The organism is Spirosoma liriopis (assembly GCF_023196085.1).
Lineage (GTDB): Bacteria > Bacteroidota > Bacteroidia > Cytophagales > Spirosomataceae > Spirosoma > Spirosoma oryzicola.
Genome location: NZ_JALPRF010000006.1, coordinates 147,695 through 170,347, shown reverse-complemented (window position 1 = coordinate 170,347; position 22,653 = coordinate 147,695). Strand labels below are relative to the sequence as shown.

17 protein-coding genes are annotated in these 22,653 nt (G+C 47.9%); 4 read left to right on the top strand and 13 right to left on the bottom strand.

All coding sequences use genetic code 11. The features are described from left to right. Positions 1 to 9: 9 nt before the first annotated feature. Positions 10 to 411 (bottom strand): SPW repeat domain-containing protein, encoded by a 402-nt coding sequence (locus tag M0L20_RS25035; RefSeq protein ID WP_248479853.1) that lies wholly within the window; start codon positions 409 to 411, stop codon positions 10 to 12. A 4-nt stretch (positions 412 to 415) separates the two neighbouring features. Continuing rightward, the gene (locus M0L20_RS25030; RefSeq protein ID WP_248479851.1) at positions 416 to 1,183 is read right to left on the bottom strand and encodes an SDR family oxidoreductase; all 768 of its coding nucleotides are present in this window, start codon (positions 1,181 to 1,183) and stop codon (positions 416 to 418) included. Between the two features lie 678 nt (positions 1,184 to 1,861). Here M0L20_RS25030 and M0L20_RS25025 point away from each other — a divergent pair. Both M0L20_RS25025 and M0L20_RS25020 read left to right on the top strand, forming a co-directional pair. Beyond that, a complete protein-coding gene (locus tag M0L20_RS25025) occupies positions 1,862 to 2,842 on the top strand; it encodes a c-type cytochrome (protein WP_248479849.1) in 981 nt (326 codons plus the stop codon). Between the two features lie 128 nt (positions 2,843 to 2,970). After that, entirely contained in the window at positions 2,971 to 4,719 is a 1,749-nt protein-coding gene (locus M0L20_RS25020; protein ID WP_248479847.1) for a glycoside hydrolase family 15 protein, read from the top strand. A gap of 65 nt (positions 4,720 to 4,784) precedes the next feature. Here the strand turns inward: M0L20_RS25020 and M0L20_RS25015 are convergent, their stop codons facing one another. The 9 genes from M0L20_RS25015 to M0L20_RS24975 all read right to left on the bottom strand — a co-directional run bounded on the left by M0L20_RS25015 (position 4,785) and on the right by M0L20_RS24975 (position 14,374). Beyond that, positions 4,785 to 5,924, bottom strand: coding sequence for an endonuclease/exonuclease/phosphatase family protein (locus M0L20_RS25015; protein ID WP_248479845.1), 1,140 nt, complete (start codon positions 5,922 to 5,924; stop codon positions 4,785 to 4,787). Between the two features lie 107 nt (positions 5,925 to 6,031). Continuing rightward, positions 6,032 to 6,982, bottom strand: coding sequence for a DUF8428 domain-containing protein (locus M0L20_RS25010; protein ID WP_248479843.1), 951 nt, complete (start codon positions 6,980 to 6,982; stop codon positions 6,032 to 6,034). A gap of 77 nt (positions 6,983 to 7,059) precedes the next feature. Next, the gene (locus M0L20_RS25005) at positions 7,060 to 8,442 is read right to left on the bottom strand and encodes a sensor histidine kinase (protein ID WP_248479841.1); all 1,383 of its coding nucleotides are present in this window, start codon (positions 8,440 to 8,442) and stop codon (positions 7,060 to 7,062) included. Beyond that, positions 8,442 to 9,122, bottom strand: a complete 681-nt coding sequence (locus M0L20_RS25000; RefSeq protein WP_248479839.1) for a response regulator transcription factor — start codon at positions 9,120 to 9,122, stop codon at positions 8,442 to 8,444. The genes M0L20_RS25005 and M0L20_RS25000 overlap by 1 nt, the downstream gene beginning before the upstream one ends. A 201-nt stretch (positions 9,123 to 9,323) precedes the next feature. Next, positions 9,324 to 11,543, bottom strand: coding sequence for a bifunctional alpha,alpha-trehalose-phosphate synthase (UDP-forming)/trehalose-phosphatase (locus M0L20_RS24995; protein ID WP_248479837.1), 2,220 nt, complete (start codon positions 11,541 to 11,543; stop codon positions 9,324 to 9,326). Between the two features lie 219 nt (positions 11,544 to 11,762). Next, positions 11,763 to 12,836, bottom strand: coding sequence for an alpha/beta fold hydrolase (locus tag M0L20_RS24990; protein ID WP_248479835.1), 1,074 nt, complete (start codon positions 12,834 to 12,836; stop codon positions 11,763 to 11,765). 54 nt (positions 12,837 to 12,890) lie between these two features. Continuing rightward, positions 12,891 to 13,283: an SPW repeat protein gene (locus M0L20_RS24985; protein ID WP_232563431.1), complete on the bottom strand. Its 393-nt coding sequence runs from the start codon at positions 13,281 to 13,283 to the stop codon at positions 12,891 to 12,893. 172 nt (positions 13,284 to 13,455) lie between these two features. Continuing rightward, complete coding sequence (locus M0L20_RS24980; protein WP_354004274.1) at positions 13,456 to 13,959, bottom strand: DUF11 domain-containing protein; 504 nt, start codon at positions 13,957 to 13,959, stop codon at positions 13,456 to 13,458. After that, on the bottom strand, positions 13,874 to 14,374 hold the full coding sequence (locus tag M0L20_RS24975; RefSeq protein WP_435531846.1) for a hypothetical protein: 501 nt from the start codon (positions 14,372 to 14,374) through the stop codon (positions 13,874 to 13,876). Before M0L20_RS24975 ends, M0L20_RS24980 begins: the two co-directional genes overlap by 86 nt. 592 nt (positions 14,375 to 14,966) lie before the next feature. Between M0L20_RS24975 and M0L20_RS24970 the strand changes: the two genes are divergently transcribed. Together M0L20_RS24970 and M0L20_RS24965 are read left to right on the top strand one after the other, a co-directional pair. After that, positions 14,967 to 16,619, top strand: a complete 1,653-nt coding sequence (locus M0L20_RS24970) for a hypothetical protein (RefSeq protein WP_248479832.1) — start codon at positions 14,967 to 14,969, stop codon at positions 16,617 to 16,619. Positions 16,620 to 16,766: 147 nt separating this feature from the next. After that, positions 16,767 to 18,344, top strand: coding sequence for a M81 family metallopeptidase (locus M0L20_RS24965; protein ID WP_248479831.1), 1,578 nt, complete (start codon positions 16,767 to 16,769; stop codon positions 18,342 to 18,344). A gap of 43 nt (positions 18,345 to 18,387) precedes the next feature. Here M0L20_RS24965 and M0L20_RS24960 read toward each other — a convergent pair whose 3' ends face one another. Together M0L20_RS24960 and M0L20_RS24955 are read right to left on the bottom strand one after the other, a co-directional pair. Continuing rightward, on the bottom strand, positions 18,388 to 19,581 hold the full coding sequence (locus M0L20_RS24960) for a T6SS phospholipase effector Tle1-like catalytic domain-containing protein (protein WP_248479830.1): 1,194 nt from the start codon (positions 19,579 to 19,581) through the stop codon (positions 18,388 to 18,390). A gap of 220 nt (positions 19,582 to 19,801) precedes the next feature. Then, on the bottom strand, positions 19,802 to 22,222 hold the full coding sequence (locus tag M0L20_RS24955) for a TonB-dependent receptor (RefSeq protein WP_248479829.1): 2,421 nt from the start codon (positions 22,220 to 22,222) through the stop codon (positions 19,802 to 19,804). Positions 22,223 to 22,653: the final 431 nt, after the last annotated feature.

Here is a 22,653-nt window from a genome sequence, read left to right as displayed (position 1 = left end):
GGATTAAGTTTATTTGGTACGCACCGTTTTTTTGTTGGCCGGTAACCGTTCGGTCAGTAATCCCAGAGCCAGCAACAGTAAGCCGAGGATCAGATGCGGCAGAAAAATTCGGTTGGCAAAACCCAACAGCCAGGGCGATGCCCCCAGAAGGCTGCCGATTAATCGATCGAACGCCAGATGAAGCATCATCAGCAACTGTTTAACGAGGCCACCTTCATAATCGGTAACGACGGCAAGCAACAGGACTAGCCCACCAGCTGTTACCAATGGCCACAGGGCTCTCAGATCATGGGAGAAACCCAGCAGCCAGGGCACACCGATCATCACGGTACCGACCAGATAGTCCAGTACCGCATGTTCCTTAGTCGAGACGACCGATGTGCGAAAAGGTGGCTGCGGGAAATCAAACATGGGATTAGATCAGCTGGAGATGGGGCCGAATCTGAACGCTAACAACGTCACAGCGCTGCGGTTGGGTCAGAATGTACTGCACGCAAACGGCAATGTCCGCAGCTTTTAGCATTTCGCCTTTATCTTGGGCTTCTCGCTCCTCGTCCGGGGACGTCGACTGCATATCGGAGCCTACGGCACCTGGTTCGATTAAACTTACTTTGATGCCTTTCGGATTGACTTCTTTTCGTAAGCTTTCGGCAAATCCCTCAATCGCCGATTTCGTTGCCACGTAGACGGACGAACCCGATTCTCGAACCTGTGCGCTCATCGAGCCAATTAGGACAATATGACCCTTCTGCTGCTTATCCATCAGGCGCAGGGCTTCCTTGGTGAGCGCCAAATAACCCACCAGATTTGTTTCAATCACGTATCGCCAATCGTCGTCAGCCATCTCTGCGATGGACTCGGCTCCCAGTGCCGCGCAGTTAATGAGGATATCCAGCCCGCCCAGTTTCGTTTCTGCCTGTTCGACTACCCGCTGAATGTCTTCTGCCCGAGCGCTATCGGCGACTATGCCATCCGCCTGACCGCCCGCACTCCGCATGGCCGACAAGGCTTCGTCCAAAGGCTCCTGATGACGACCGAACGTGAACACGTTAGCGCCATAAGAACTCATCAGCTCTCCGATAGCGCGGCCAATGCCGGTGGTACCGCCTGACAAGAGAATGCGTTTGCCGCTTAGCGATTCGACAGCTGTGTGTGGATTGACGGACTTTGTTGTGTTTTCCATAAGTGTGTTTTGTTAATTAGATTGTCTGTTTTGCGATGTCGGATCTCCGATACGAGCAGTCGGATGGGAGCAGGTACATCGACACCAAACTCTTTCAGGTAATTACATAGTGTAGATTTCGTTCTCCTCGTAACGCGTTTCGTTGGGTATGTCGTAAGCCTAAAGCATCACGATGAGCGTGTGTCGCATTGTCAGAAAGCATAAGCGTACTACCTGTTTTCGCTTAGTTTTAACTCGCAAGCTAGATTGCCACCAAAAAAAATTGTTTAATAATGAGGTAGTGGATTGCTGCTGTTGATTGCTGTTGTGCTCTTGCTGAGTGGTCTACATAGCGTGATCAGTACAGCAAGGGGAGTCATTAAGTCAGCTACTCAAATTAATCGTGTCCGAAGTAGGTAGAGGTGGAGTTGGCTTTGAGAATCGTGCGGTCGACTCCGCCAACACCACTATTGAGGTAGACACCCACTTCACAGCGAGTTTTTAAAGCTTCTCTGGAAATACCGTATTTTTCCCGGTCAACATAAAGCCTAAGTCGTGCTATTTTAAGAGTGAACCGCCTTCAATTGATCAATTCGTTTGTTGGGTTCATCGTGCATTATTGCCGTTTCAACCGTGAAGTTCTATTCGAACAGGTGGCTAGTGAGCATATTTGTTTCATAACGATTAACCATAACTACGTTGAAAAAGACAGTTCGCATACTCGGGATTAGTCTAGCCGTTATTTTGGCTGGACTTGTAGGTGCATTGGGTTATGTCAAATATGCTTTGCCCAATGTAGGCGAAGCGCCCACTATCAAAGTCAGTGCGACCACGGCCCAGATTGAACGGGGCCGTTACCTGGCCAATCACGTCAATGTTTGTATTGATTGCCATAGCACCCGCGACTGGAGCCGCTTTGCGGGGCCACCTGTGGCGGGTACCACGGGCAAAGGGGGAGACCGGTTTGGTCCTGAGGTGGGCTTTCCAGGTACATTTTACGCCCCAAATATTACGCCTTCCGGAATCGGTCAGTGGAGTGACGGTGAAATTATTCGCGCTATTGCATCGGGGGTGACACGGGAGGGCAAAGCGATTTTTCCTGTGATGCCCCATCCTGCTTACGGTCGAATGGATATGGAGGACGTGAAATCAATCGTGGCTTACGTGCGTACATTGAAACCGATTGACAATGCTGTTCCAGCCTCGGAAGCTGATTTTCCGATGAATTTTATTCTCAACACCATTCCCCAAAAACCTGCTTTCCAAACGAAACCTGATACTTCAGATGTCCTGGCCTACGGTGGGTATCTGGTCAATGCCGCTGGCTGCACCGAGTGTCATTCTCAGCAGGATCAGGGAAAAGCGATTGCCGGTCTGGAGTTTGCCGGAGGAAGAGAGTTTGTCATTCCCGGTGGCAAGGTGCAATCGGCCAACATAACGCCGGACACCAAAACGGGCATCGGCCAGTGGACAAAAGAAGCCTTTGTTGCTCGTTTCAAAGCGTATGACCCAGCGCGGGGGTACATGGCACCCGAAGTTAAACCCGGAGACCGGCAATCGCTGATGCCCTGGACGATGTACGCTGGTATGACCGAATCGGATCTAGGAGCAATCTACACGTACTTGAAAACACTAAAACCTGTCCCTAATCGCGTAACCACTTTTGTCGCAAGTCGATAAGAGAACGGGTAGAGGAGTGCTAGACGGTACTGAGGTTTTTCAATCAATATTGCTTCTTCCAGGACGATGGAATGCTGTACGTAGCAAACTCTAGGTTCGCTTACGAGTTACTTGTCTAAACAAGTACTATGATTCGTCAGCCACAGATTAACGATTTAGCCCTTATCAGTGACCGACAAACGGGTGCCTTACTGGATAAGCAAGGTACAATCAGTTGGTTTTGTCCGACCCGCTTTGATGCCGAGGCCGTGTTTTCGCTACTACTTGACCAGCAAAAGGGAGGTTTCTGGCTTGTTGAAGCGGAAGATAAACAATTTGTAAGCCGGGCTTACCACGAACGAAGCAGTGTCTTGACAACACAGTATACGGTAGCCGGGCAACCTTTTTCCATTACGGATTGGATGCCCATAGACTTTGCTTTTACGGGTATTTGTCGCCAGTTCTCGAATGCTACTGGGGAAATCACCAACCGTATCCGACTAAAGCCCGATTATGGATTGAGAGATTGCATTCCTGTTCTGGCTGACGATAGCTTGTCCGTCAATTTTCCTTCTGTTAGCTTGTGCCTTTACACATCGCACCCCTCAACGCTGGAAGAAAACGAACTCGTCTTTCGCATTCCGGCTAACGAAACCGGCTGGGCCGTCCTGGTTGATGAACGTAAACCGCATCCCCCAATAACAGTTGAATTGCTACAGGATTCCCTGCGTCATATAAAGAATGTGTGGAAGCAACTGGCTTCGCTCCTTGTCTACGACGGACCGTACGAAAAAGAAGTGAACGATTCGATCCGGGCTATCCAACAGTTAACGTACGCCAAAACGGGCGGTATAATAGCGGCTGCCACCACGTCGCTACCCGAAGTGATTGGCGGGAAACGGAACTACGATTATCGCTTTGTCTGGATGCGGGATGTTGCCCTCATCACCGGGTCAATCGTCCAGGTTGACGAAGTTGGGGAAGTTGAAGAAAACTTTCTTTCGTTTATGTGTGGGGCTTTGGGTAAAAATGATCAAGCCAATCTGTCTCCTTTTTATAGTGTAGAAAAAGAAGTTATAGCTAGCGCGGAGCAGCTAGAGCTTGGCGGCTACCGAAACAGTCGGCCTGTGCAGATTGGTAATACCGCCAGTAAACAGTTGCAATTAGACAGTGACGCGAACATACTTATCGCGGCTAAGCTGGTTTATGATCGATTCGGTAAACGGGAGCATTGGGAGGCTGTTTGTAAAGTAGCCAACTTTCTGGCCGAAAACTGGAAACGTGAAGACAACGGTATCTGGGAAGAAGAAGTCAGGAAGCATTATACAACCAGTAAAGCCTATACGGCCAGAGGCTTAGAGTTCATAGCCAAATACGCTGATTCGCCAGCCCAGGCGGCTTATTGGAAAGAAACGGCTTCTCAAATCCGCAAGTTTGTGCACGATCACTGCATGACCAAACAGGGTGCATTTGCGGTGTATGCGGGTTCGGAGGAAGTAGACATTGCGGCTGCTTTGTTTACGCCCTGGTCCTACACGGAGCCCGACAGTCGGGAGATGAAAGCAACCGTACAGGCGCTGGAAACCGACTACTGCCGAAATCACTTATACTGGCGTCATCTGGAAGAGTTTGATTCGAAAAAGGAGGGGGCATTTTTAGCCGGAACATTCTGGATGGCCCATCATTATGCCATCGCCGGTAATCTGCCCAAAGCAAAGGCTATTATCGAAGCGGGATTAGCGTACCAAAATGATCTTGGCTATTTCAGTGAAGAAGCGGGTATTAACTCAGGAGAAATGCTGGGCAATTTCCCCCAAACCTTTGTTCATTCTTCATTTATCTGCGCCGTTAACGGCTTAAAACTAGCCATGGCTGGCAAAGATAGCCGTGCCTTTTAGAGCGACAAAGCTAAACGCAGTCTCTTGCCGAACGGGTGAAATAGCAGACAGTAAAAGGCTACTAGCTACGGTTGGCCTGGCGTTTTGTAGGCTAATGGACTGATTGCTTTCTGCTCTGATAACGCTTCGACGGAAGTTTTGAATGACTTCTTCAGCACGTATTGAGCCATTACCGGAAAGTGGTCTGAAAAAGAAATACCTGATAAGGTTTGGCAGGCTTTGATGTGCCAATCTGAACTAACGAATTGCTGGTCGATGCGAACGCAATAGGGGTGTCGGTTCAATGTAAAACCGAGCCCCTGACCGGCTTCTTCAAACGCGTTTTTAAAGTTCTGGCTTAATTTTCCGTACGAGTAACCGATGGGTGTTTCGTTGAAATCTCCGCAGATAATCACCGGATATCGACTGCCTACCACGTACTGTTCCACTTCCTGAAGTTGTTCATTCCGGTTTTCAAACCCTTCTTTCAGCCGGTGAAATGTATCGCCTAGCTCGAAACAAAAGCGACCGATATTCCCCGATTTCAAGGCTTCCATAGCCTCATTGGTACGCACACCCATCGACCAGAGATGAACATTAACGACCCGGATCGTATCGGCTCCGTAAGCGATATCGGCGCACAAAAATCCGTTTATATCGGGACCCTGCGTTCGATTCCAGATCCGTCCATACTGTTTTACAATCGGGTATCTCGAAAGTAGAGCCAGTCCAATTTGGCGATCTTTATCGAAGCAGGTCAGCTTCTCAACTTTCGTAGCGTATTGACTTTCAAGTTGAGAATTAGGTGAGTACTCCTGAAAACAGGCGATATCCGCTTTCAAAAGAGATTCGTCTAGTTTATTGTTCGTACTGACTGGGAACGTTTCACTATTGAAACTCAATACATTCAATGTCTGTGCCTGGCTGATCTCCAAGTCAACAGCGCTTGTCCCTACCAATCTCTTAACGACGACAAACGAGAACAAAACCCACATCAATCCAGCCATAGCTATCTGGCTTTGCCGCTTGTAAAGCAAATAAATGCAGGCAATCAATCCGCAGGGAATAGCCAGGGGCAAGGTCATCATCACAAACCCGGTAAGCCAATGACCAACCACTGGATAATAGCAAAAAGCCACCGTAAAAAACAGGTAGCTGAGTGCTGTATAGGCTAGAGGAAACTGCCGGTATTTAGCCCAGAAAATCGTTGCTACGTTTGTGAGCATTGCCCATGCGTGTCGCAGAAGCAATACCAAAAGGCTAATTAGTTTATAAAAAGTTAGCATAGCTTTCAATGTGGAGGTGGGTGGTGCGAACGGAAAATCCGTTGCTATTATTTGACAGCAAAACTGCCATTGCCGATCCTGAATCCTTCAGAATACAGTTCCACCGAGTAATTACCCGGCTTATAGGCCGTATCCCGGCGAAATAAAATATCAACCTGCTGATCGTTATTTTCGAAGGGAACCGACTGACGGATGCTATACCCGATCTCCCGCCCTTCGAACCATAACACTCCGCCAATACCGGTTTCGCTGACGACAGCCCCGTTGGTGTCTAGTATGCGTACGTAGATATCTTTATTGTTTTTCAACGCCACCGGATTCGATGGCATGATGAAGCTTATTTTCAGACGGTCGATGCGCGACGCTTTGTAGGAACCACCGTCGCGTTCTCTGCCGTTGGAAGCCAGGGCATTGACTTTTACGTTTACGGCTTTCATGGCTGAAGCCAGCGTTACTTTGTCCTTTAAGTCGGCGTTTTGAGCGGAATAGTCAACCACCGTTTGCGTTAAAGCCGCTTTTTCGCTTCTTAGCCCTTCGTTTTCGCTTAAAATAGTTTGTTTTTCTTCTTCCAGTACCCGAGCCTGGTTACGAAGTTGTCCGTTTTCGTCTTTCAGCTTGCGTATATCTTCCTCGTTTAAAACCAGGAAATTCTGGTAATCCTTGATTTTGAGCGTATACTTCTGAACAGAAAAGGAAAGATCGTATTTAAGCTTCTTTTTGTCGTTTTCCAGCTGTCGCTTAATGCGTTCCAACTCCGTTACGCTGCCGCCGAGCTGTCGCACTTCGACAATCTTTTTGTCCAATACCGTTGAAATGGAATCGAGTTTGTTCTGAGTAAGGGCAAACTGCTCTACTTTGGAGGTGAGCAATTTCTGGACTTCCAGGGTTTCGTTGCGGGAGCCGATGAACAGATACACCAGTAACGCCAGAATGCCAGCCAAAGCCCCAACGGTTAGGTTTAGCACCTCTTGCTTTTTACTTGTTGCTTCAACTTCCATCTTCCTAGAATTAGTAGATTATATGCAAAGCAACAAAACCGAACTTAAGCAGAACTTAAACTGACTTTAAATTTACCTTAAAATGGAGCTAAACTGGATAACGTTAAAATAAAGGTGGTTCCTTTTGGGGTAGACTGGACTGTTATCTCCCCCTTGTGCATCTGAGTGACCTGTGCAACAACAGCTAAGCCAACCCCATGTCCTTTACTCGACTGAGCGGTGGCATTCCCCCGAAAGAAAGGCTGAAAGATGTGCGGCAAGTCGGCGGGTGGTATTTGTGATCCCTCGTTGAAAACGGAAATAATAATCTTTCCTTTCTGTGAGCGAAAATCAACTGTTGCCGTTTTCTGGGGAGAGAACTTACAGGCATTATCCATGAGATTCATGAGCAAAACCTGCAACGAAGCTTTATTGCCCTGTGTGATCAACGCTTCTTCATCGTCGGGAAAGTCAGTGAACGTTAGCTGAACGGTGTAGTCTTCGTGCCAGTCCTGCAACCGCGTTTTCGTTTCCCAAAGGAGTTCATCCATTCGGACCGGCTCGAAATACATCGTGTTCGCTCGGATAGACGTATTAGCCAGTTCTAACAAAGTATTTGTGAGTTGCGTCAGGCTACGGGCATCTTCCTGCAACGATTGCAGCGTTCGTTCGTACGTCTCCGGATTTCGTTTTTGGATCAGTGCGACATCAATCTGCGAGTTGATTTTGGTAAGCGGATTTTTCAACTCGTGCGAGACGTTGGCGATAAACATTTTTTGGGTGTTTAAAGCCTGTTGGATTCGGTCGAGTAATTGGTTGAATGTCGCTACCAGCAAACCAATTTCATCCGACTGATTCGGGTGTTCCACGCGCCTGTCCATGTTGGCCGGAAAAATGGTATTAACCTGCTGAATAATACCCGACATGGGTGCTAGTGCCCGGTCGGCAAAAAGCCAGCCCGAAACGCCAAGTAGTAAGATTGCGGCCAACACCATAACCGTAAGAATCTTTTTGAGATCGTTCAGCGCTTCGATTCCAGGTTGGTCAATGCCACTGACGATCACCCAGTTACTGCCGTTGCCCCGTGCCAAGTGAATCGCAACGATTTGGTAATCGTTCTGGTGCAGATACAGACTCTGAGACGTTGAATCGAGTTTGGAGATAAACTGTTGGTGAAACTGGGTATTCGCGGGATTCGTAGAAAACAAGACTTCCTTTGTCCTGTCATTATAAATCGAAATGTTCTCGTTGAGCAACGGCACTTTATCGGCTGAGTCAATCAGTCGCAGAACCGTACTATCCGTTTGTTGTAAATCAAAAAGTAGCGTAGTTGTGGTAATCGCGCGATCCTGAAGGCGCTTGAAGAATCGTTTTTCCAAGTAAAGCTTACTGAAAAAGTAAACCCCGACCGAAAAAAACAGTAAGATCAGCGTGACCAGAAAAACAAACTGGTACGTTAGGCGGGTACGGATGTTAATCATTATGACACTAACTTTACGACATAGCCCATACCAATCTGGGTATGGAGCAACTTAATATCGAAGTCTTTGTCGATCTTTTTGCGGAGAAAATTTATGTATACTTCGATCACATTGGTTCCCGTGTCGAACGTTACATCCCAGTGTTTTTCTGCCAGTTCAACCTTAGAAATTACGCGCCCCTGGTGTCGCAGAAAATATTCCAGTAGCTGAAACTCTTTGGCTGTCAGGGAAATTTCTTTACCCCCGCGCACTACCTTTTTGGTATCCGGATTTAATTCCAGATCGGCAATTTTAAGCAAATTAGCGGTTGGAGCGACATTGTTATGACGACGGGTAAGCGCCCGGACCCGCGCCATAAGCTCGCGAAACTCAAACGGTTTGACCAGATAATCGTCTGCGCCCGCGTCGAGGCCCACAATTTTATCGTCGGTAGTTCCCAGGGCGGTTAACATCAAAACGGGCGTGGCTACATTCGCTGCCCGCAGCTTCCGGCAAAGCTCCAGTCCGTTCATGCCCGGTAAAATAATGTCGCAGATGATGAGGGCGTACGGAGAGCGCGTTGCCAATTGAAAGCCCATCGTTCCGTCGTAGGCTACATCAACCTCCCACTGGTGCTCTTCGAGTCCTTGTTTAATACTTTGAACTGTTTTTACCTCATCTTCAATAATCAGAATATTCATGTGATACCGCTATTTCGCCACTCGAATTTAGAGAAATAACGTAATTGATGAACATTTTCGGTTACTGACCGTCTATTTTCCCAGTTTCGACTTTGCCCGTAAAGCAGCCGTAATCGGTATAAAACTACCCGAAGCGGTATGTTCAGGCTTGCGCACACTCGCTGATAGTCAGCATAAACATACCGCTCCAGGTTTAACAGCCTACTCCGCCGAACTGGACGCTGGTTCTTTGGCCGGATGGTTCGCAAATTCGCTTAGTAGATCCAGCACCTGCTGGACATTGTCAAGCCGGTAGGCGGCATTAGTCGCGCCTTTTCCTATCTTGATCGTATACTGATCTTGTCCTGCCAAGGCCGAAAACATATCCTCGTCGGTACGGTCGTCGCCAATTGCCAGCACAAAATCATACGGAAAAGCAAAAGCTAATTGCTTCGCCATTCGTCCTTTATCGGTGTCTACATTTTTGACTTCGATAACTTTATTGCCATCAATAACCCGTAGCTGGTGGGGTAACAAAGCCATGAGCGTCGTGAGCATTTCCCTTGATCGGTCAAAGCCGATATCATCGGCAACACTGCGATAATGCCAGGCCAGAGAATGGTTTTTCTCCTCAATCGACGAGCCTTCGCAGCGACTGACAAAGTCGGCCATCAGTGGCCGGACCGTATCTTTCCAACTTCCATCATCCAGCACCGAACTTCGCCAGCCACCCTCTTGTCTGAGGTACGTACCATGCTCGGCCACAATGTCGACGGGTAGGCCATCAAGCAATTCCTCCAACTTCTCATGGGACCGCTCACTCATGACCACAACTTTGTTCTGGGAATTTTGCGTGAGCGTGTTCAATAGTTCTTTCACCTGTGCCGAGGGGGCCGTTAACTCCGGCTTATTGGTAAATTCGACCAGCGTTCCGTCGTAATCGATCAGTAACAGGCGGGATTGTGCCCGTTCAAACGCTTCGGTTAGTTTGTGTTTTCCAGTGCCTTTCAGGCTACGAACGTGGTTTTTGCGCTTGCCTTGTCGCGTGGCCGCCAAGGCGTCAAAAAAGTCGTTTGCCCACTGCTTAACATCGTATTGCTCAACGCGACGTTGCATCACGGCCATTCGGCGTTGTTGTTCCTCAGGGGGCATCATGAGGGCAACGTTTAATTGGTCGGCTACCTCGTACTCATCCAATGGGTTTACCAGTAAGGCGTCGCCGAGTTCATTGGCCGCACCTGTAAGCTCACTAAGTAGCAAAACGCCCTGCTGATCCTGGCGCGTGGCTATAAATTCTTTGGCGACCAGGTTCATTCCGTCGCGGAGTGGGGTTATCATCGCCACATCGCAGGCGGTATAAAGGGCAATCAATTGGGGAAACGCCAAAGATGCGTAGCGGTACACGATTGGTACCCATGTCAACGTAGCAAACTTACCGTTAATGCGACCCACCGCCTGTTCGATCATTTGCTTCCGTTCCCAATAGGTTTGGATTTCGTCGCGCGACGGGACGACAACCAGAATAAAAACCAGATTTCCTTTCCACTCCGGATGACTCTGTAAAAAGGCTTCTAGCGCATCCAGTCGCTGCATGACGCCTTTGGTGTAGTCGAGCCGGTCAACAGAGAAGATTATCTTGCCGGGGTAGGATTTTTTCAACTCATCGCGTTCGGAAACGACATCCGGTTGAGCGTAGGCATCGTGGTAAAGCCCGTAATTAATACCGATGGGAAAGGCCTGACACTGCACACCCCGATCTTGGTAAAGAACCTTGGCCAGATTATGCGACAAGCCTAAATTGAGACTGACTGACTGAAGAAAATGAATCAGATAGTCATTCGTGTGGAAACCAATCAAATCGGCTCCTAACAATCCTTCCAGCAGGTAATCCCGGCATCGTCTGGGCAACAGCCGCAGTAACTCGTTGGAAGGAAAAGGAATATGCAAAAAGAAACCGATGGTTGCCTCTGGCTCGCGCTCGCGGATCAGCTGAGGCAAAGCCAAGAAATGGTAATCGTGCACCCAAACCATGTCGGTCGGTTTCAAATGTTCGATTACTTTTTCACAAACGGCCTGGTTGGCTGCCTGGTACGCTGTCAGGTATTCGTCGTGATAATCAACGAAGCCTGGAAAATAGTGGAACAGCGGCCAAAGCACGGAATTGGAAAAACCGTTGTAGAATCCTTTATTAACGGCCTTATCCAGAAAAACGGGTACGTATTCAAAATCATCGTTGACCAGGTGTTTGCTTTTCTCCCACACGCTCTGGGTAAAATCCGCACAACCAATCCAGATGGGCTTCTGCGATGATGCGCTCAGATCCAGCGATTTAACGGCGGTTACCAAGCCGCCCGCCGATGGCTTCAAGGTGGTTGTTTTATTTTCCGTCTTGAAGGAAAAAGGCAAACGGTAGGAAATAATGATCAATCGATTGTTTTTCATAACGTTGTTGACATTGGCTGGTCTAAGTTAGCAAAACCAGCTACTACTTTTAAGAAAGTATCTGTACAAAGGTTTGTTCGTGAATAGGTTAAATTTTAGTGGGTAATAAAGCTTCTGGTCCTGCGCTTTATCATCGATTATTTTTTTGTCGTAAAAGTTGATGGAAAAATAAGGGCGCACTAAGTGAATCAGTACGTTCGTCAAAACCGGGAGTTTATGCTACCGGTTCATGCTTTGTACATCGGCAAGGGCGCTATCCAGACAGCGATGGAAATGCTCAGGCTCCTCGAAAATAGGGCTATGTGCCGAGTTGGAAAAAGAGAACAGGCGTTTACGCGGGCTTCGTACCTGATCGAAATAACGCCTGGCTGTTACGTAAGGCGTTTGGTAGTCATGTATTCCCTGAAACAGATAGTAAGGAACCTTAAGCGCGGGTGCTGTTTTATACAGGTCGGTGGCTACGACGGCTGGCCACAGATAACGCACACTTTTCATGGCACCGAATCCATAATAAATCTTGTCGAGCACTGTGTATTCGTTGAAAAGCAAAATACTTCGGATAAAAAGAGGGTAGAAATTGGCCCGGTACATACCACCGCCATAGGCGGCAACTAACTCACGCTGCCACATCAGGTAGTCCAGCCAGGCATCAGCCGGGTAGGGGGGAGGGCCTTGCCTTAACAGCCGGTTTACCTGTCGGCGTTCACCCCGTCTTCGGGCTTCGGCTAACACCCAATTATATGAAATCTGTTCTGCCTCCAGCTGGTTGGCAATCTGGCTTATGCTGAAATAAGCCGAAAATAATTCAGGCTGTTTCTGTACGGTGAGGATACCCAAAAATGTGCCCCACGAATGTGCCATGAGGTAGATACGAGGCTGCCGAAATCGCTTCGTTAACCACTGGCTTACGGCAACGGCATCATTGACAAAGGTAGAAACCCTAAATGTGCTGTCGAACACAGTGCCGTCATACGATTTGCCCGCTCCACGTTGATCCCAGTTGACAACAACAAACTTTTCTTCGAGCTCATGACCTACGAGCAGCGATGCTTCCGGTAAGCCGGGCCCACCATGTAGAAACAAAAGAACGGGTTTTGTACTATCGGCACCGCGCATAAGTAGCCACTGCGTAGTGCCGTTGATAGTTACCGCTTCGAGTTTGGCGATGCTACGGGGTAAGGGCTGTCCGTTGGTTCCCCGAATAGGCTTGGTCTTACCCGGACTAGTCCAGATCAGAAAGCCAACGGCCATGATCAACAGGAAAAAAACTATTCCACCGATTTTTTTCAGCATCTATACGATAGCAGACAAATTATACCGGTCGGCCCCTGCCTGCTTAGTGAACAGCTATAAATTGGTTTTAGCGTCAGACAGATGCTGTCCTAAAGAATCCAAATAAGCCCTTCGTTGAGTCATCAAGCCTGCTCCAATTTCAAAAAGGCCAAAAATAACATGGGGTAAGTAGACGCGGTCCGCAAAGCCAAAAAGCCAGGGCGACGCTGCCATGACCACCCCACTCATCACATCCATGCTCAAGTGAGCTGGCATCGGAATGACCTTGATAAAACCTCGCTCGTAATCGGTAAAGATCGAGTAGACAAGTGCTAGCGCACCCAGGACGACAGGCACCCACTGGGCGGCTGTTCCGTCGGCAAAACCAAACAGCCAGGGAGAAACCATAAATAAAAGGCCACTAAGATAGTCTAGTATACCGTGGACCTTTGTTGGAATGAACTGCATTGTATTTGTTGTTTAGTGTTCCCATAAACAACGCCTTACGAGTTGTATAAGCCCATTCTGGCAGGCATTATGAGGATTCGGCTCCGGTCTGCAAGAAACTTTAAGGCAGAATAATAAATTGCTGATAACACCAGTTTCAGTCTTCCAGTGACTGCTTTGCGCCGTCGCTTACTTACCTAACGCGTACCTTGAGCCATACTTGATCGTCTTCCCCGTTTTCAAATCCATTGTTTGGGGTTGAGTCAGGATCACTTACGGAGCTCGCACTGATTTGAGCCCGGTTAATCAGCGGTCCCTGTTGGTTCATTTGTAGTTGTAAAATAAGCTGAGCGCTCGCGCCCACCGGTAACGAAGGTATTGTTTGACTGAGCACACTATTCTCCGCTGACCAGCCTGTTTCGCCGACCAGGATTGTTTTGTCCGGCAGTGGATTGACAATGCGCACAGCCTGAGCGGGCCGACCCCCGCTGTTGGTAACCGTAATGGTGTAACTGACCACCTCATTCATTCGTGGCGTCAGGGTGCTGGCACTCATTCGTAGACTTAAATCCGCTTTGTCTGGTGCTGCCGCCGGCTGATTAGATAAAGGATCAGGTAAGGGCGTCTGGATTGGGTTTGGTGATATAAATAGTGCATCCCCAGCTGCCTCCGTACGAAAATCGGGAGGTATACCCACTCCGACTATTCTGAGTGGTTCCTTTCGTCAGTTTGACAGGACCCGTAGTCGGCATGAACAGGATGTCACCCAGATCGCCAATGCCTGTTCCGCTCAGGTGCATGTGAGAAAACCCGACGATCAGTGAGTCGGAATAATGGTAGCCGGACGACCAGTCCCAACCCTGAGACAGCTGAGTAGGGCCAAGCTGTACGGCCCCGAACGGCACATTCGCTCCCATAAAAACGTGACCGTTAAGATCGGTACCGATGAAAGGATCAACGTATTGAGTAAGGTCCGGTAAAGCGGGCGCTGGTGTCGATTGACCGCGTCCAGTTGTGAAGCTGATTGCCAACAGACAAAATACGCTTACTATACGTGTCAATCGGTAGTGTAAAAGACTTGGAATAGTAGATGGGTAAGGAAAAATGTGCATAGATTAAACACGAATAGCTTAAGCTGATCCGTCCGTGTAATTTAGTCATACTCCTGACCAGGGAATGAGCCGTAATTACCCGCCTACGATCGCTTTGAGAGATTTGCGTGAATAAATTTGTTACTACTTTATTTGTTGAGGCAAAATAAGAAAAGTATATTATTTATTAGTGTATATTTATTGTAAGTCAATTGGTTGAATTTAGTAATAATCATTAATGAATATAGTTCTGCTAGTACCAGTATACCGGTTTTCCATTAGCAAGTCAAATAAATACAGATAGACAAGGCGTATTGACGGCAACCTTGTAACAAACGAGCGTTACCAAAACATCCGCTAATGACTTTAATCTTATACCATTGCACCCTATTAAGTATAAGTATGACTATATAACTTTTCGAAGGGCCATTCACTCATTTTCTTTTTGATATAGGGTTTAAGGCATCTAAATCAATATACGTTAGTTGACCAATAAGTTGGATTAAACCAAGTTCGTGCTTTTATTTGTAAAGGGAAACTACTCATTCAGAAATGGATGCGTAAAAATTACTCTGTAATATCCTCATCGAACCTAGCTGCCAATCCGAATCCTATGTTTGCTGGATCAATTAAAAGTCAATCGTTAAGCTTCATTGTTTTTCTGGTATTTGCCGGAAGCTTTATAACGGCACTGTTTTTCAAGGAAAATCAACTGTGGATGGATGAAATTCTAAGCTATCTGCTTATTTCGGACAGTTCATATACCCACCTCAACGGCGCGATTGTTAGCGGTTTCGAGCAGACCCCTCCTGTGTTTTTCAATCTCTACTGGCTGATCGCCCATGCCATTAGTCTGGACGTTGTTTTCCTCAAATCGGTATCAATCGTTTTCTTTGCCGCTACGCTAGCTTTATTTTTCCGCTACACCACCAAGTTGATCGGAAACCCCGCCATCAATTTCCTGCTCATCACCGGAATCGCGGCATTTACGTACCTCAATATTACGCTGGCAAGTCAGATACGCTCTTACGTACCATTTCTGTTTGTAACCTTTATTTATTTCACCATCATCCACCGATTAATTCAGCGACCCACTAGCACAGGCTTATTGGCGGCCCACATTGGCGTTGGATTGTTGATGACATTGACCCATAATTTTGGCTTATTCTATCTGGCCGCTGCCGGGGCATTTTTCGGGGTACTATGGCTGTGGTCAACCGACCGGCGGTATTGGTTTGTGCTGGGTTCATTCGGGGTGATCGGAGTAGTATGGCTGTTGGGCTGGTATCCGTTCTTTGCTGTGCAGGCTAAAACCGGTGAACCTCACTCGTGGATTCCGTTGCCTGACGTTATGACTTTTTTTCGGGTTGTAGGCGAACTACAGCCGACGGTTTCGAACAAACTTGAAGAAAGCACCGGCAAGCTACCGCTGGTGGCAATATTACGTTTCGCGGGATTGATCGCCTTGTTTCTTTATATCGCTGTGCCGAAGATACGGAAAGGGCACAAGGCTGCCGTGGCTGATCCGGCCTTTATGCTTTACCTGCTGTCGGGCTTTATCTACGCGGCCACGATCACAATTACGCTGGCTGTCACGTTCTTACACACTTCGCTCTTTATCAGCCGATACCTATGGCCTAACCATTTGTTGGTTATTTATCAGTTGATTTATGCGTTTTATTATTTTGCCGGGTCCCGTATTACCGGTATCTCCGGTCAGCGTGTGAATGGCCTGGATCGACTGAAATGGGTACTGCCGGTATATATGCTTGGCCTAACATTTTTTCTGTTCTACCAGAGCCGAAAACTCGTGCTGACGCCCGCATCGGTAATGGCTTATGTCGATCAACTGGACAAAAAAGCACCTGTCTTTTTAGAATCATCACTCAATTTCCTGCCTATCTGGTACTATAACCGTGACCGGCCCATTCATTTTCTGCTGGATTACGAATCGGCATTTGATCCGGATAACGATCCCGGCGCTACAGTCGGTTACCATACACTATCGGCGGTAAAAGCGCAGTATAATGTGGGGGCTGTTATGCCAGTCGTTGACTTCAACAAGGAACAGGTTCCGCATTTTTATGTGGTCGATGAAGAATGGAATTACCAGATCGAACGGTTTATCCAGAACAAATCTGTTAAGGTAATTAGCAAAATACCGACCACTTTAGCTGGTTTTACGATTCTGGAATGTGTCTTCACGGGTTCTGACTCGAAGGTTGCCGAAGCGGCAGGGCAGACGCCAGCCGAACAGAATTTATAGAGTTGGCAACAATGCCTATAACGTTAGGATCTGAGAGGGGCTACTAACAGTTGAACAACGCTTTGGATTAATAGCACGCAGGAAATGGGTTAGTGAGGAACCGCCGAAAAGTCTTGTCTGCTCTTTCAAATGCGTTAACTTGTGCCCATGAAACAGATCTTGTTGTGCGTAACGGCACTCTTACTTTTCGGCAGAGGGGGCCAAGCCCAGTCTAGTAACGCCCCTTCAGCAAAGCCCCTGCCACGCATTGCCATTGCTGGTTTAGGCATTGAGTCCAGCACCTTTTCGCCCGCTGTTACCCAAGAAGAAGCTTTTCATGCCCGATATGGTCCGGAAGTGTTCAATGCGTATCCGTTCATGATGCCTATTGCACCGCTTCGCAAACAGGCGACCTGGCTTCCAGCGATTGTCGGTAAATCGTTGCCGGGGGGCGCTGTAACCCGGGAAGCGTATGAGTCGCTCGTCCATAAAACATTGGATACGCTTAAAAAATACGGACCCTACGATGGTCTTTATTTTGATATTCACGGGGCCATGAGTGTACAGGGACTCGATGATCCGGAAGGGGATTTGATAACCCGTATCCGAAATGTAGTCGGCTACAAAACGATAATTTCTACATCAATGGATTTGCACGGTTGCGTATCCTGGCGACTGGCTCAACATTCGGATCTAATAACCTGCTATCGCATGGCCCCGCACGAAGACGCGATGCAGACAAAAGAACGGGCGGTAGTCAATCTGCTGGAACGAATCAAAAGCGGTAAAGGAAAACCGGCTTATAAAGCCTGGATACCTATTCCAATTTTGCTGCCGGGTGAACAAACCAGTACCCGTATCGAACCGGGTAAGAGCCTATACCAACAGGTTGCGCCGTTGGCCGACAACCAGGAGGGTATTGTTGATGCGGCTATCTGGATCAGCTACGCCTGGGCCGACGAACCCCGGAATCATGCGGTGGTGATGGCCGTTGGTGACGATAAGGCTAAAGTGGCTAGCGCTGCCGAAAAATTGGCGCGTGCTTTCTGGGATGTGCGGGCGAAATTTGATTTTGTTGCTCCGACGGGTACATTGGATCAGGCGCTGGCAAAAGCCTTAGCCAGTCCGAAGCATCCGTATTTTATCAGTGACACAGGCGACAACCCGACTGCCGGTGGTGCGGGCGACGTTACCTGGACGCTTACCCAAATCTTAGCACGTCCGGAATTTCAACGAGCTGATGGCCCCTCGTTGATTTATGCGTCAATTCCTGGTCCGGAACTGGTAAAAAAAGCGCTTGCAGCCGGCGTTGGCGGGCATGTGGAAGGTACAGTGGGAGCCGCTGTTGATGCTCGCTTTGCCCCACCTGTTATGCTAAAAGGAACGGTAGAATCTATCGTAAAAGGTGATAAGGACGCGGAAGTGGAAGTAGCGGTTAAAGTCGGAAGTGTTCACGTCATTGTCACGCAAAAACGTAAGCCTTACCACAAGGAAAAAGATTTTACCCAACTCGGTCTAAACCCACGAAAATCTGACATCGTGGTAGTCAAAATTGGGTACCTGGAACCGGAACTGTATGCCATGCGGGCCGACTGGATCATGGCGCTAACACCGGGAGGTGTTGATCAGGATTTGTTTCGGTTGCCTTACAAGCGGATTAAGCGTCCGATGTTTCCGCTCGACAAAGACATGAAAACGCCGGATTTGTCCGCTCAGTTTGTGCCTGTATCTGGGGTAAATAAATAGGTTATAAACCCATCAGAGCATAAATCTAGGGCGTTGAGGAAGGCTAGAATCCTTCCTCAATAGCATACTTGTCAGGGAGTATAGGCTCATAGCGTTTCTTACAAATGGTCGAAGTCATTCGCTCTAAAGCACTTCGGGCAATCACGGGCTGAATGCCAACCTGACCACATAATTCGTTGATGTTCCGCAGCCCTTTCTGCATGAGAATTCGTTTGAGCAGTCGAACGCGTTCGTCCCGGATTTCGCCATAAAAAGCGTCGGGGCGGATGCTCCGGTCAAGATAGCTCTGACTGAACGCTAGATCGTGACCACCGTTGGGGGCGTCTTTGCTAGCCTGTGCAACCATCCACAAGAGAGCATTGTCAGAAAGTCCGGTATCGGCGTAGCCACCACCCACGTTGCTGTGAATGCCGGGAAACCAGACTTGTCGTACGACCTGCGTATCAGAATGGCTCCACAACGTTGGACTGAATGGCCTGCGATTCTCGTCAATGGATAAGGCATGGTAGGCGGCTTTTATGCGGCTGTTCAAACTCACATCCAAAAAGCGGTACTTGCCTAACAGCGTATCACTAATCCATTTCTGAGTGGCTTCGCTCATTAGCTGGCGGGGCAGTAACAAGGGAATACCCAACGAGCCCACCGTATCCCATACCCCGAGCATTTCAATGGTAACGTCGTAGCAGTCATGTGTGCTTCGGTAGTGCTCAACGGAGTTTGAGTCTGGGTTTTCCTTCAACTTCAGGTAAGCGTCGCGCAATTCGTTCAAATGTTGGGAAGACTCATCCGCTTTACGCGCAGATTGGGCAGCGGGCCGGTTTTGTTCGGTAGTGATTGGCGGTTTATCCGTGTGCCGGCTCAACAATTCAGGCATAGTCAGCGATTTATCTAAGCCAAATTTACCGATCAATCCGGCCACGCTCCGAACGGTATACGCTCCCCGGCTGAACCCAAACAAATATATCTTGTCGCCCGGCTGATAGCGCTCGGCAATAAATTGGTAGCACTGAAAAATGTTGTGAAGCAAGCCCGCTCCGGTTAGGCCGCCCAACCAACGGTCGAATCCTTTACCCGTTCCGACACCCATATCGTAAAAAATGTCTTTCTGGTCGGGGGCTTTAGCTAGCGCCAAGGCTCGGGCAATTTTGACGACATTCGTTGGTACCAGGCTACCTCGGTCAAGTTGCTCGGGATCATTCCAGGTGCCGTCTGAACAGACAATGATTTTTTTGCTCATGGCCGATTGCTTTTATTAGCGAAAGCTAAAGTGAGTCCGTTTCTCTGCCCCCGATTATTGAGCCATCGTGACTACTCTTTACTGATCGGTAAGCAGGCTGAACGAGTGTTCATCGAGGGCAGGCCGTTTTACCCATTCGTCACTTGGCCACAAAAAAGTCGGGGTGCCGGCTTCAATAAACCGACACCCCGACTTTTTTACAATCTGGCACTTAATCTCCTTAGAATCGGTACGATACCGTTGCGGTGAACTGCCGGGGAGGAATTGGCATGATGCTGTACCGGTCGTGGATCAAGTAGTTCAGGGCATTCGTGATGTTCGACACTTTAGCCAGAACCGATACTTTGCGGAAGCCATAACCGGCAGACAAGTCAACGGTTGTAAAGCCTGAAAGCGGAATCAGACGGCTGAATGCAGGTGTCTGACCGTACTGGTTATTATTGCCACCATAGCGGTTGCCGGTGTAGAAAGCAGAAGCACCCAGCTTTAAGCCCCGCAGGGGCGACCGATCAAACGTGTAGAAAATGGTAGCATTAGCCGTATGAGCAGGGTTGTTGGTCAACCGCTCTCCTTCGATGGGCGAGCCTTTCACCAACGAGGCTTTGGTATACCGCATGTAGTTGTACCCGTATCCGGTGATGAAATACAGGTTTTTGGATAGGTTACCTGTAAAATCAATCTCCAGTCCATCGCTGGTGGTCTGCCCGGTAAACTCTTTCACGTTCGCATCGGCATTCGGAGTGCCATCGGCTTTTGTCGGAGCCATCTGAGCCAGATCGCTGTTGACAATGTGATAAACGCCGACGTTTGCCGTGATCCGTCCATTGAATAGCTCATTCTTGACACCCGCTTCAAACTGATCGACAATTGACGGCTTCAGGAGTTGACCGTAAATATCGACTCCACTATTGATGGTGAAGTTGTTGGCGTAGCTACCAAAAAATGACGTGTTGCGGGTTGGTTGGTAGAGTAACGCTACTTTAGGTGAAAAAGCGGCATCGGTTTTCGTTTCAGCGGTTCCGCGCGTTTCGGCTCCGGTCAACAAGTTGAGAATCGTAGTCTGAACGGTCTTTTGTTGTGACCAACGAACACCAGCCAGTACTTTTACCTTGTTCGAGAGGCTGATTAAGTCCTGTACATAAATCCCGTTCCGAACCGAAGGAGACGTTGTTTTGCTAGTCCCAATTGCATCCGGGATGTCAGTGCGCGTCTCGTACAGATTTGGATTGAGGATGTTGATCTTATCGTAGGCTGTTTTGCCAGCTCCGTAATTGATTGTAAACGAGTTGCTGACACTGACAACGCCGACCACATCGCTACCAACCAGCAGTTGGTGACCAATTGATCCTGTGCTGAATCTGCCGTTCAGATTGACCTGTCCGGTGTAATCCTGCTCACTGGTGAGCGTGCGGCTGAGCGACCGTGTCCAGTCTCCGTTAGGGGCCACATTGTTGTTCGGTACACCCGCACCGAATGCGGTTACGTTCGTACCCTGAGCTGATCCGATGACGGTTAGTTTCCAATTTGTATTGAACGCGTGATCGATATTCAACGAGCCAGACGTCTGATCGACATTGTTGTATGCCCAGTTTGTGTTGATAAAGCGCGAACGGGGAACGTCTGGAATAATAGCATCCTGGTTTTGGTTCAGCGAGCCAATACCGTTATCCGGTGTCAGATTCGATTTCAGGTAATCACCTTGCATTAAAACGGTAGTCTTCTGACCAAGCTTGTACAATAACGATGGGTTAACGTAAACGCGCTCCGTCTTCACAACATCCCGGTAGCTATTCGATTTTTCGTAAGTACCAACGACTCGAAATGCTAGGTTTTTGGCAATTGGACCATACAAATCGATGATAGGTTTATAAAAACCGAAGCTGCCGACCCGCATGGAAACTTCACCCCCAAAATCGAAACGTGGTTTCTTGGTAACCATGTTGATAATCAACCCGCCCGATACGTTGCCATAAAGCAAAGCCGAACTACCTTTCAATACTTCAACAGATTCCAGCGTGCTGGCTTCGGGGAAGCCCATGGTGTTCGAGATAACGCCATTCTTGAAGATATTTCCGCCCGCACCCGCAATACCAATGCTGTAGCCACGGGCCGAAAATGTCTCCGCGACACCACCCCGCTGTTGCGTCAATGATACACCACTGACATTTTTCAGAACATCGCCCAGACGAGACGCCTGTTGATTGGTAATCAGCACGTTACTGACAACGCCCGTCATCTGGGGTAAGTCCAGTGGCGCAATACCTGCTTTACCCAGATTAACTACTTGATTATTACCCGTAACCTCAACTTCGCTCAGCTGCGAGGTACTTTCAGCCAATGAAAAATCGCTGGTCGTTGTTTGTCCAGCCTTTATGGTAATCGTTTTCTCCTGATTTTGAAGACCTACAAAGGTAATCTGTAACGTGTATGAACCGGGGTTAACATTCTTTAGCTGATACGTTCCATCTTCGGATGTTATCGTACCTCTGCGTGCTTCTTTCAAGCTAACGTTTACAAAAGCGGCCGGATTACCTTCACTCGTTTTCACAACGCCACTTACCGAGCCATGCGACTGGGCTATCGCTGTCAGGCAAGTTAAGAGTAGTAAAGAGGATAGGAAGACACTGTATAAATGTTTCATTTATTTAGACTTATTTTAAACTGTGGCAAAATTAGTTCCGATTTTTTTCGCTCCAACCTGCCGTTTTAAATACTTTAATTAATTATAAAACTTAGTGAAATAGTTAACTTACAATTACGTATGTATTAGTGTAAATAATTTGTATTATATTCACAAAGCATGAACACTCTATGAAGTTAAATGAAGTATAAAATTCTGAATGAAAGACTGTTGATTTCATTAGATAAAATTTAGTCGTATGATTATTACAAGTTGTGCTATATAAATTATTTGACATTTATGCTCTTATTGTCGTTCAAAAATTAATTGAAATTTCAATAAAAGGTTTGTTCATAAATTAGCTATTATTTCTATTAAATCTCAATTAAAATTGAAGCCTGTTTTCTACGCGTTATTCTTGTCTTTCTCTGTGAAAAGTCAGCTGTAATGTC

Excerpts from the sequence above, each read along its gene's own strand:
- M0L20_RS25035 (WP_248479853.1), bottom strand. The coding sequence starts at position 411 with ATGTTTGATTTCCCGCAGCCACCTTTTCGCACATCGGTCGTCTCGACT.
- M0L20_RS25030 (WP_248479851.1), bottom strand. The coding sequence starts at position 1,183 with ATGGAAAACACAACAAAGTCCGTCAATCCACACACAGCTGTCGAATCG.
- M0L20_RS25020 (WP_248479847.1), top strand. The coding sequence starts at position 2,971 with ATGATTCGTCAGCCACAGATTAACGATTTAGCCCTTATCAGTGACCGA.
- M0L20_RS25015 (WP_248479845.1), bottom strand. The coding sequence starts at position 5,924 with ATGCTCACAAACGTAGCAACGATTTTCTGGGCTAAATACCGGCAGTTT.
- M0L20_RS25010 (WP_248479843.1), bottom strand. The coding sequence starts at position 6,982 with ATGGAAGTTGAAGCAACAAGTAAAAAGCAAGAGGTGCTAAACCTAACC.
- M0L20_RS25005 (WP_248479841.1), bottom strand. The coding sequence starts at position 8,442 with ATGATTAACATCCGTACCCGCCTAACGTACCAGTTTGTTTTTCTGGTC.
- M0L20_RS25000 (WP_248479839.1), bottom strand. The coding sequence starts at position 9,122 with ATGAATATTCTGATTATTGAAGATGAGGTAAAAACAGTTCAAAGTATT.
- M0L20_RS24995 (WP_248479837.1), bottom strand. The coding sequence starts at position 11,543 with ATGAAAAACAATCGATTGATCATTATTTCCTACCGTTTGCCTTTTTCC.
- M0L20_RS24990 (WP_248479835.1), bottom strand. The coding sequence starts at position 12,836 with ATGCTGAAAAAAATCGGTGGAATAGTTTTTTTCCTGTTGATCATGGCC.
- M0L20_RS24985 (WP_232563431.1), bottom strand. The coding sequence starts at position 13,283 with ATGCAGTTCATTCCAACAAAGGTCCACGGTATACTAGACTATCTTAGT.
- M0L20_RS24975 (WP_435531846.1), bottom strand. The coding sequence starts at position 14,374 with ATGCACATTTTTCCTTACCCATCTACTATTCCAAGTCTTTTACACTAC.
- M0L20_RS24970 (WP_248479832.1), top strand. The coding sequence starts at position 14,967 with ATGTTTGCTGGATCAATTAAAAGTCAATCGTTAAGCTTCATTGTTTTT.
- M0L20_RS24965 (WP_248479831.1), top strand. The coding sequence starts at position 16,767 with ATGAAACAGATCTTGTTGTGCGTAACGGCACTCTTACTTTTCGGCAGA.
- M0L20_RS24960 (WP_248479830.1), bottom strand. The coding sequence starts at position 19,581 with ATGAGCAAAAAAATCATTGTCTGTTCAGACGGCACCTGGAATGATCCC.
- M0L20_RS24955 (WP_248479829.1), bottom strand. The coding sequence starts at position 22,222 with ATGAAACATTTATACAGTGTCTTCCTATCCTCTTTACTACTCTTAACT.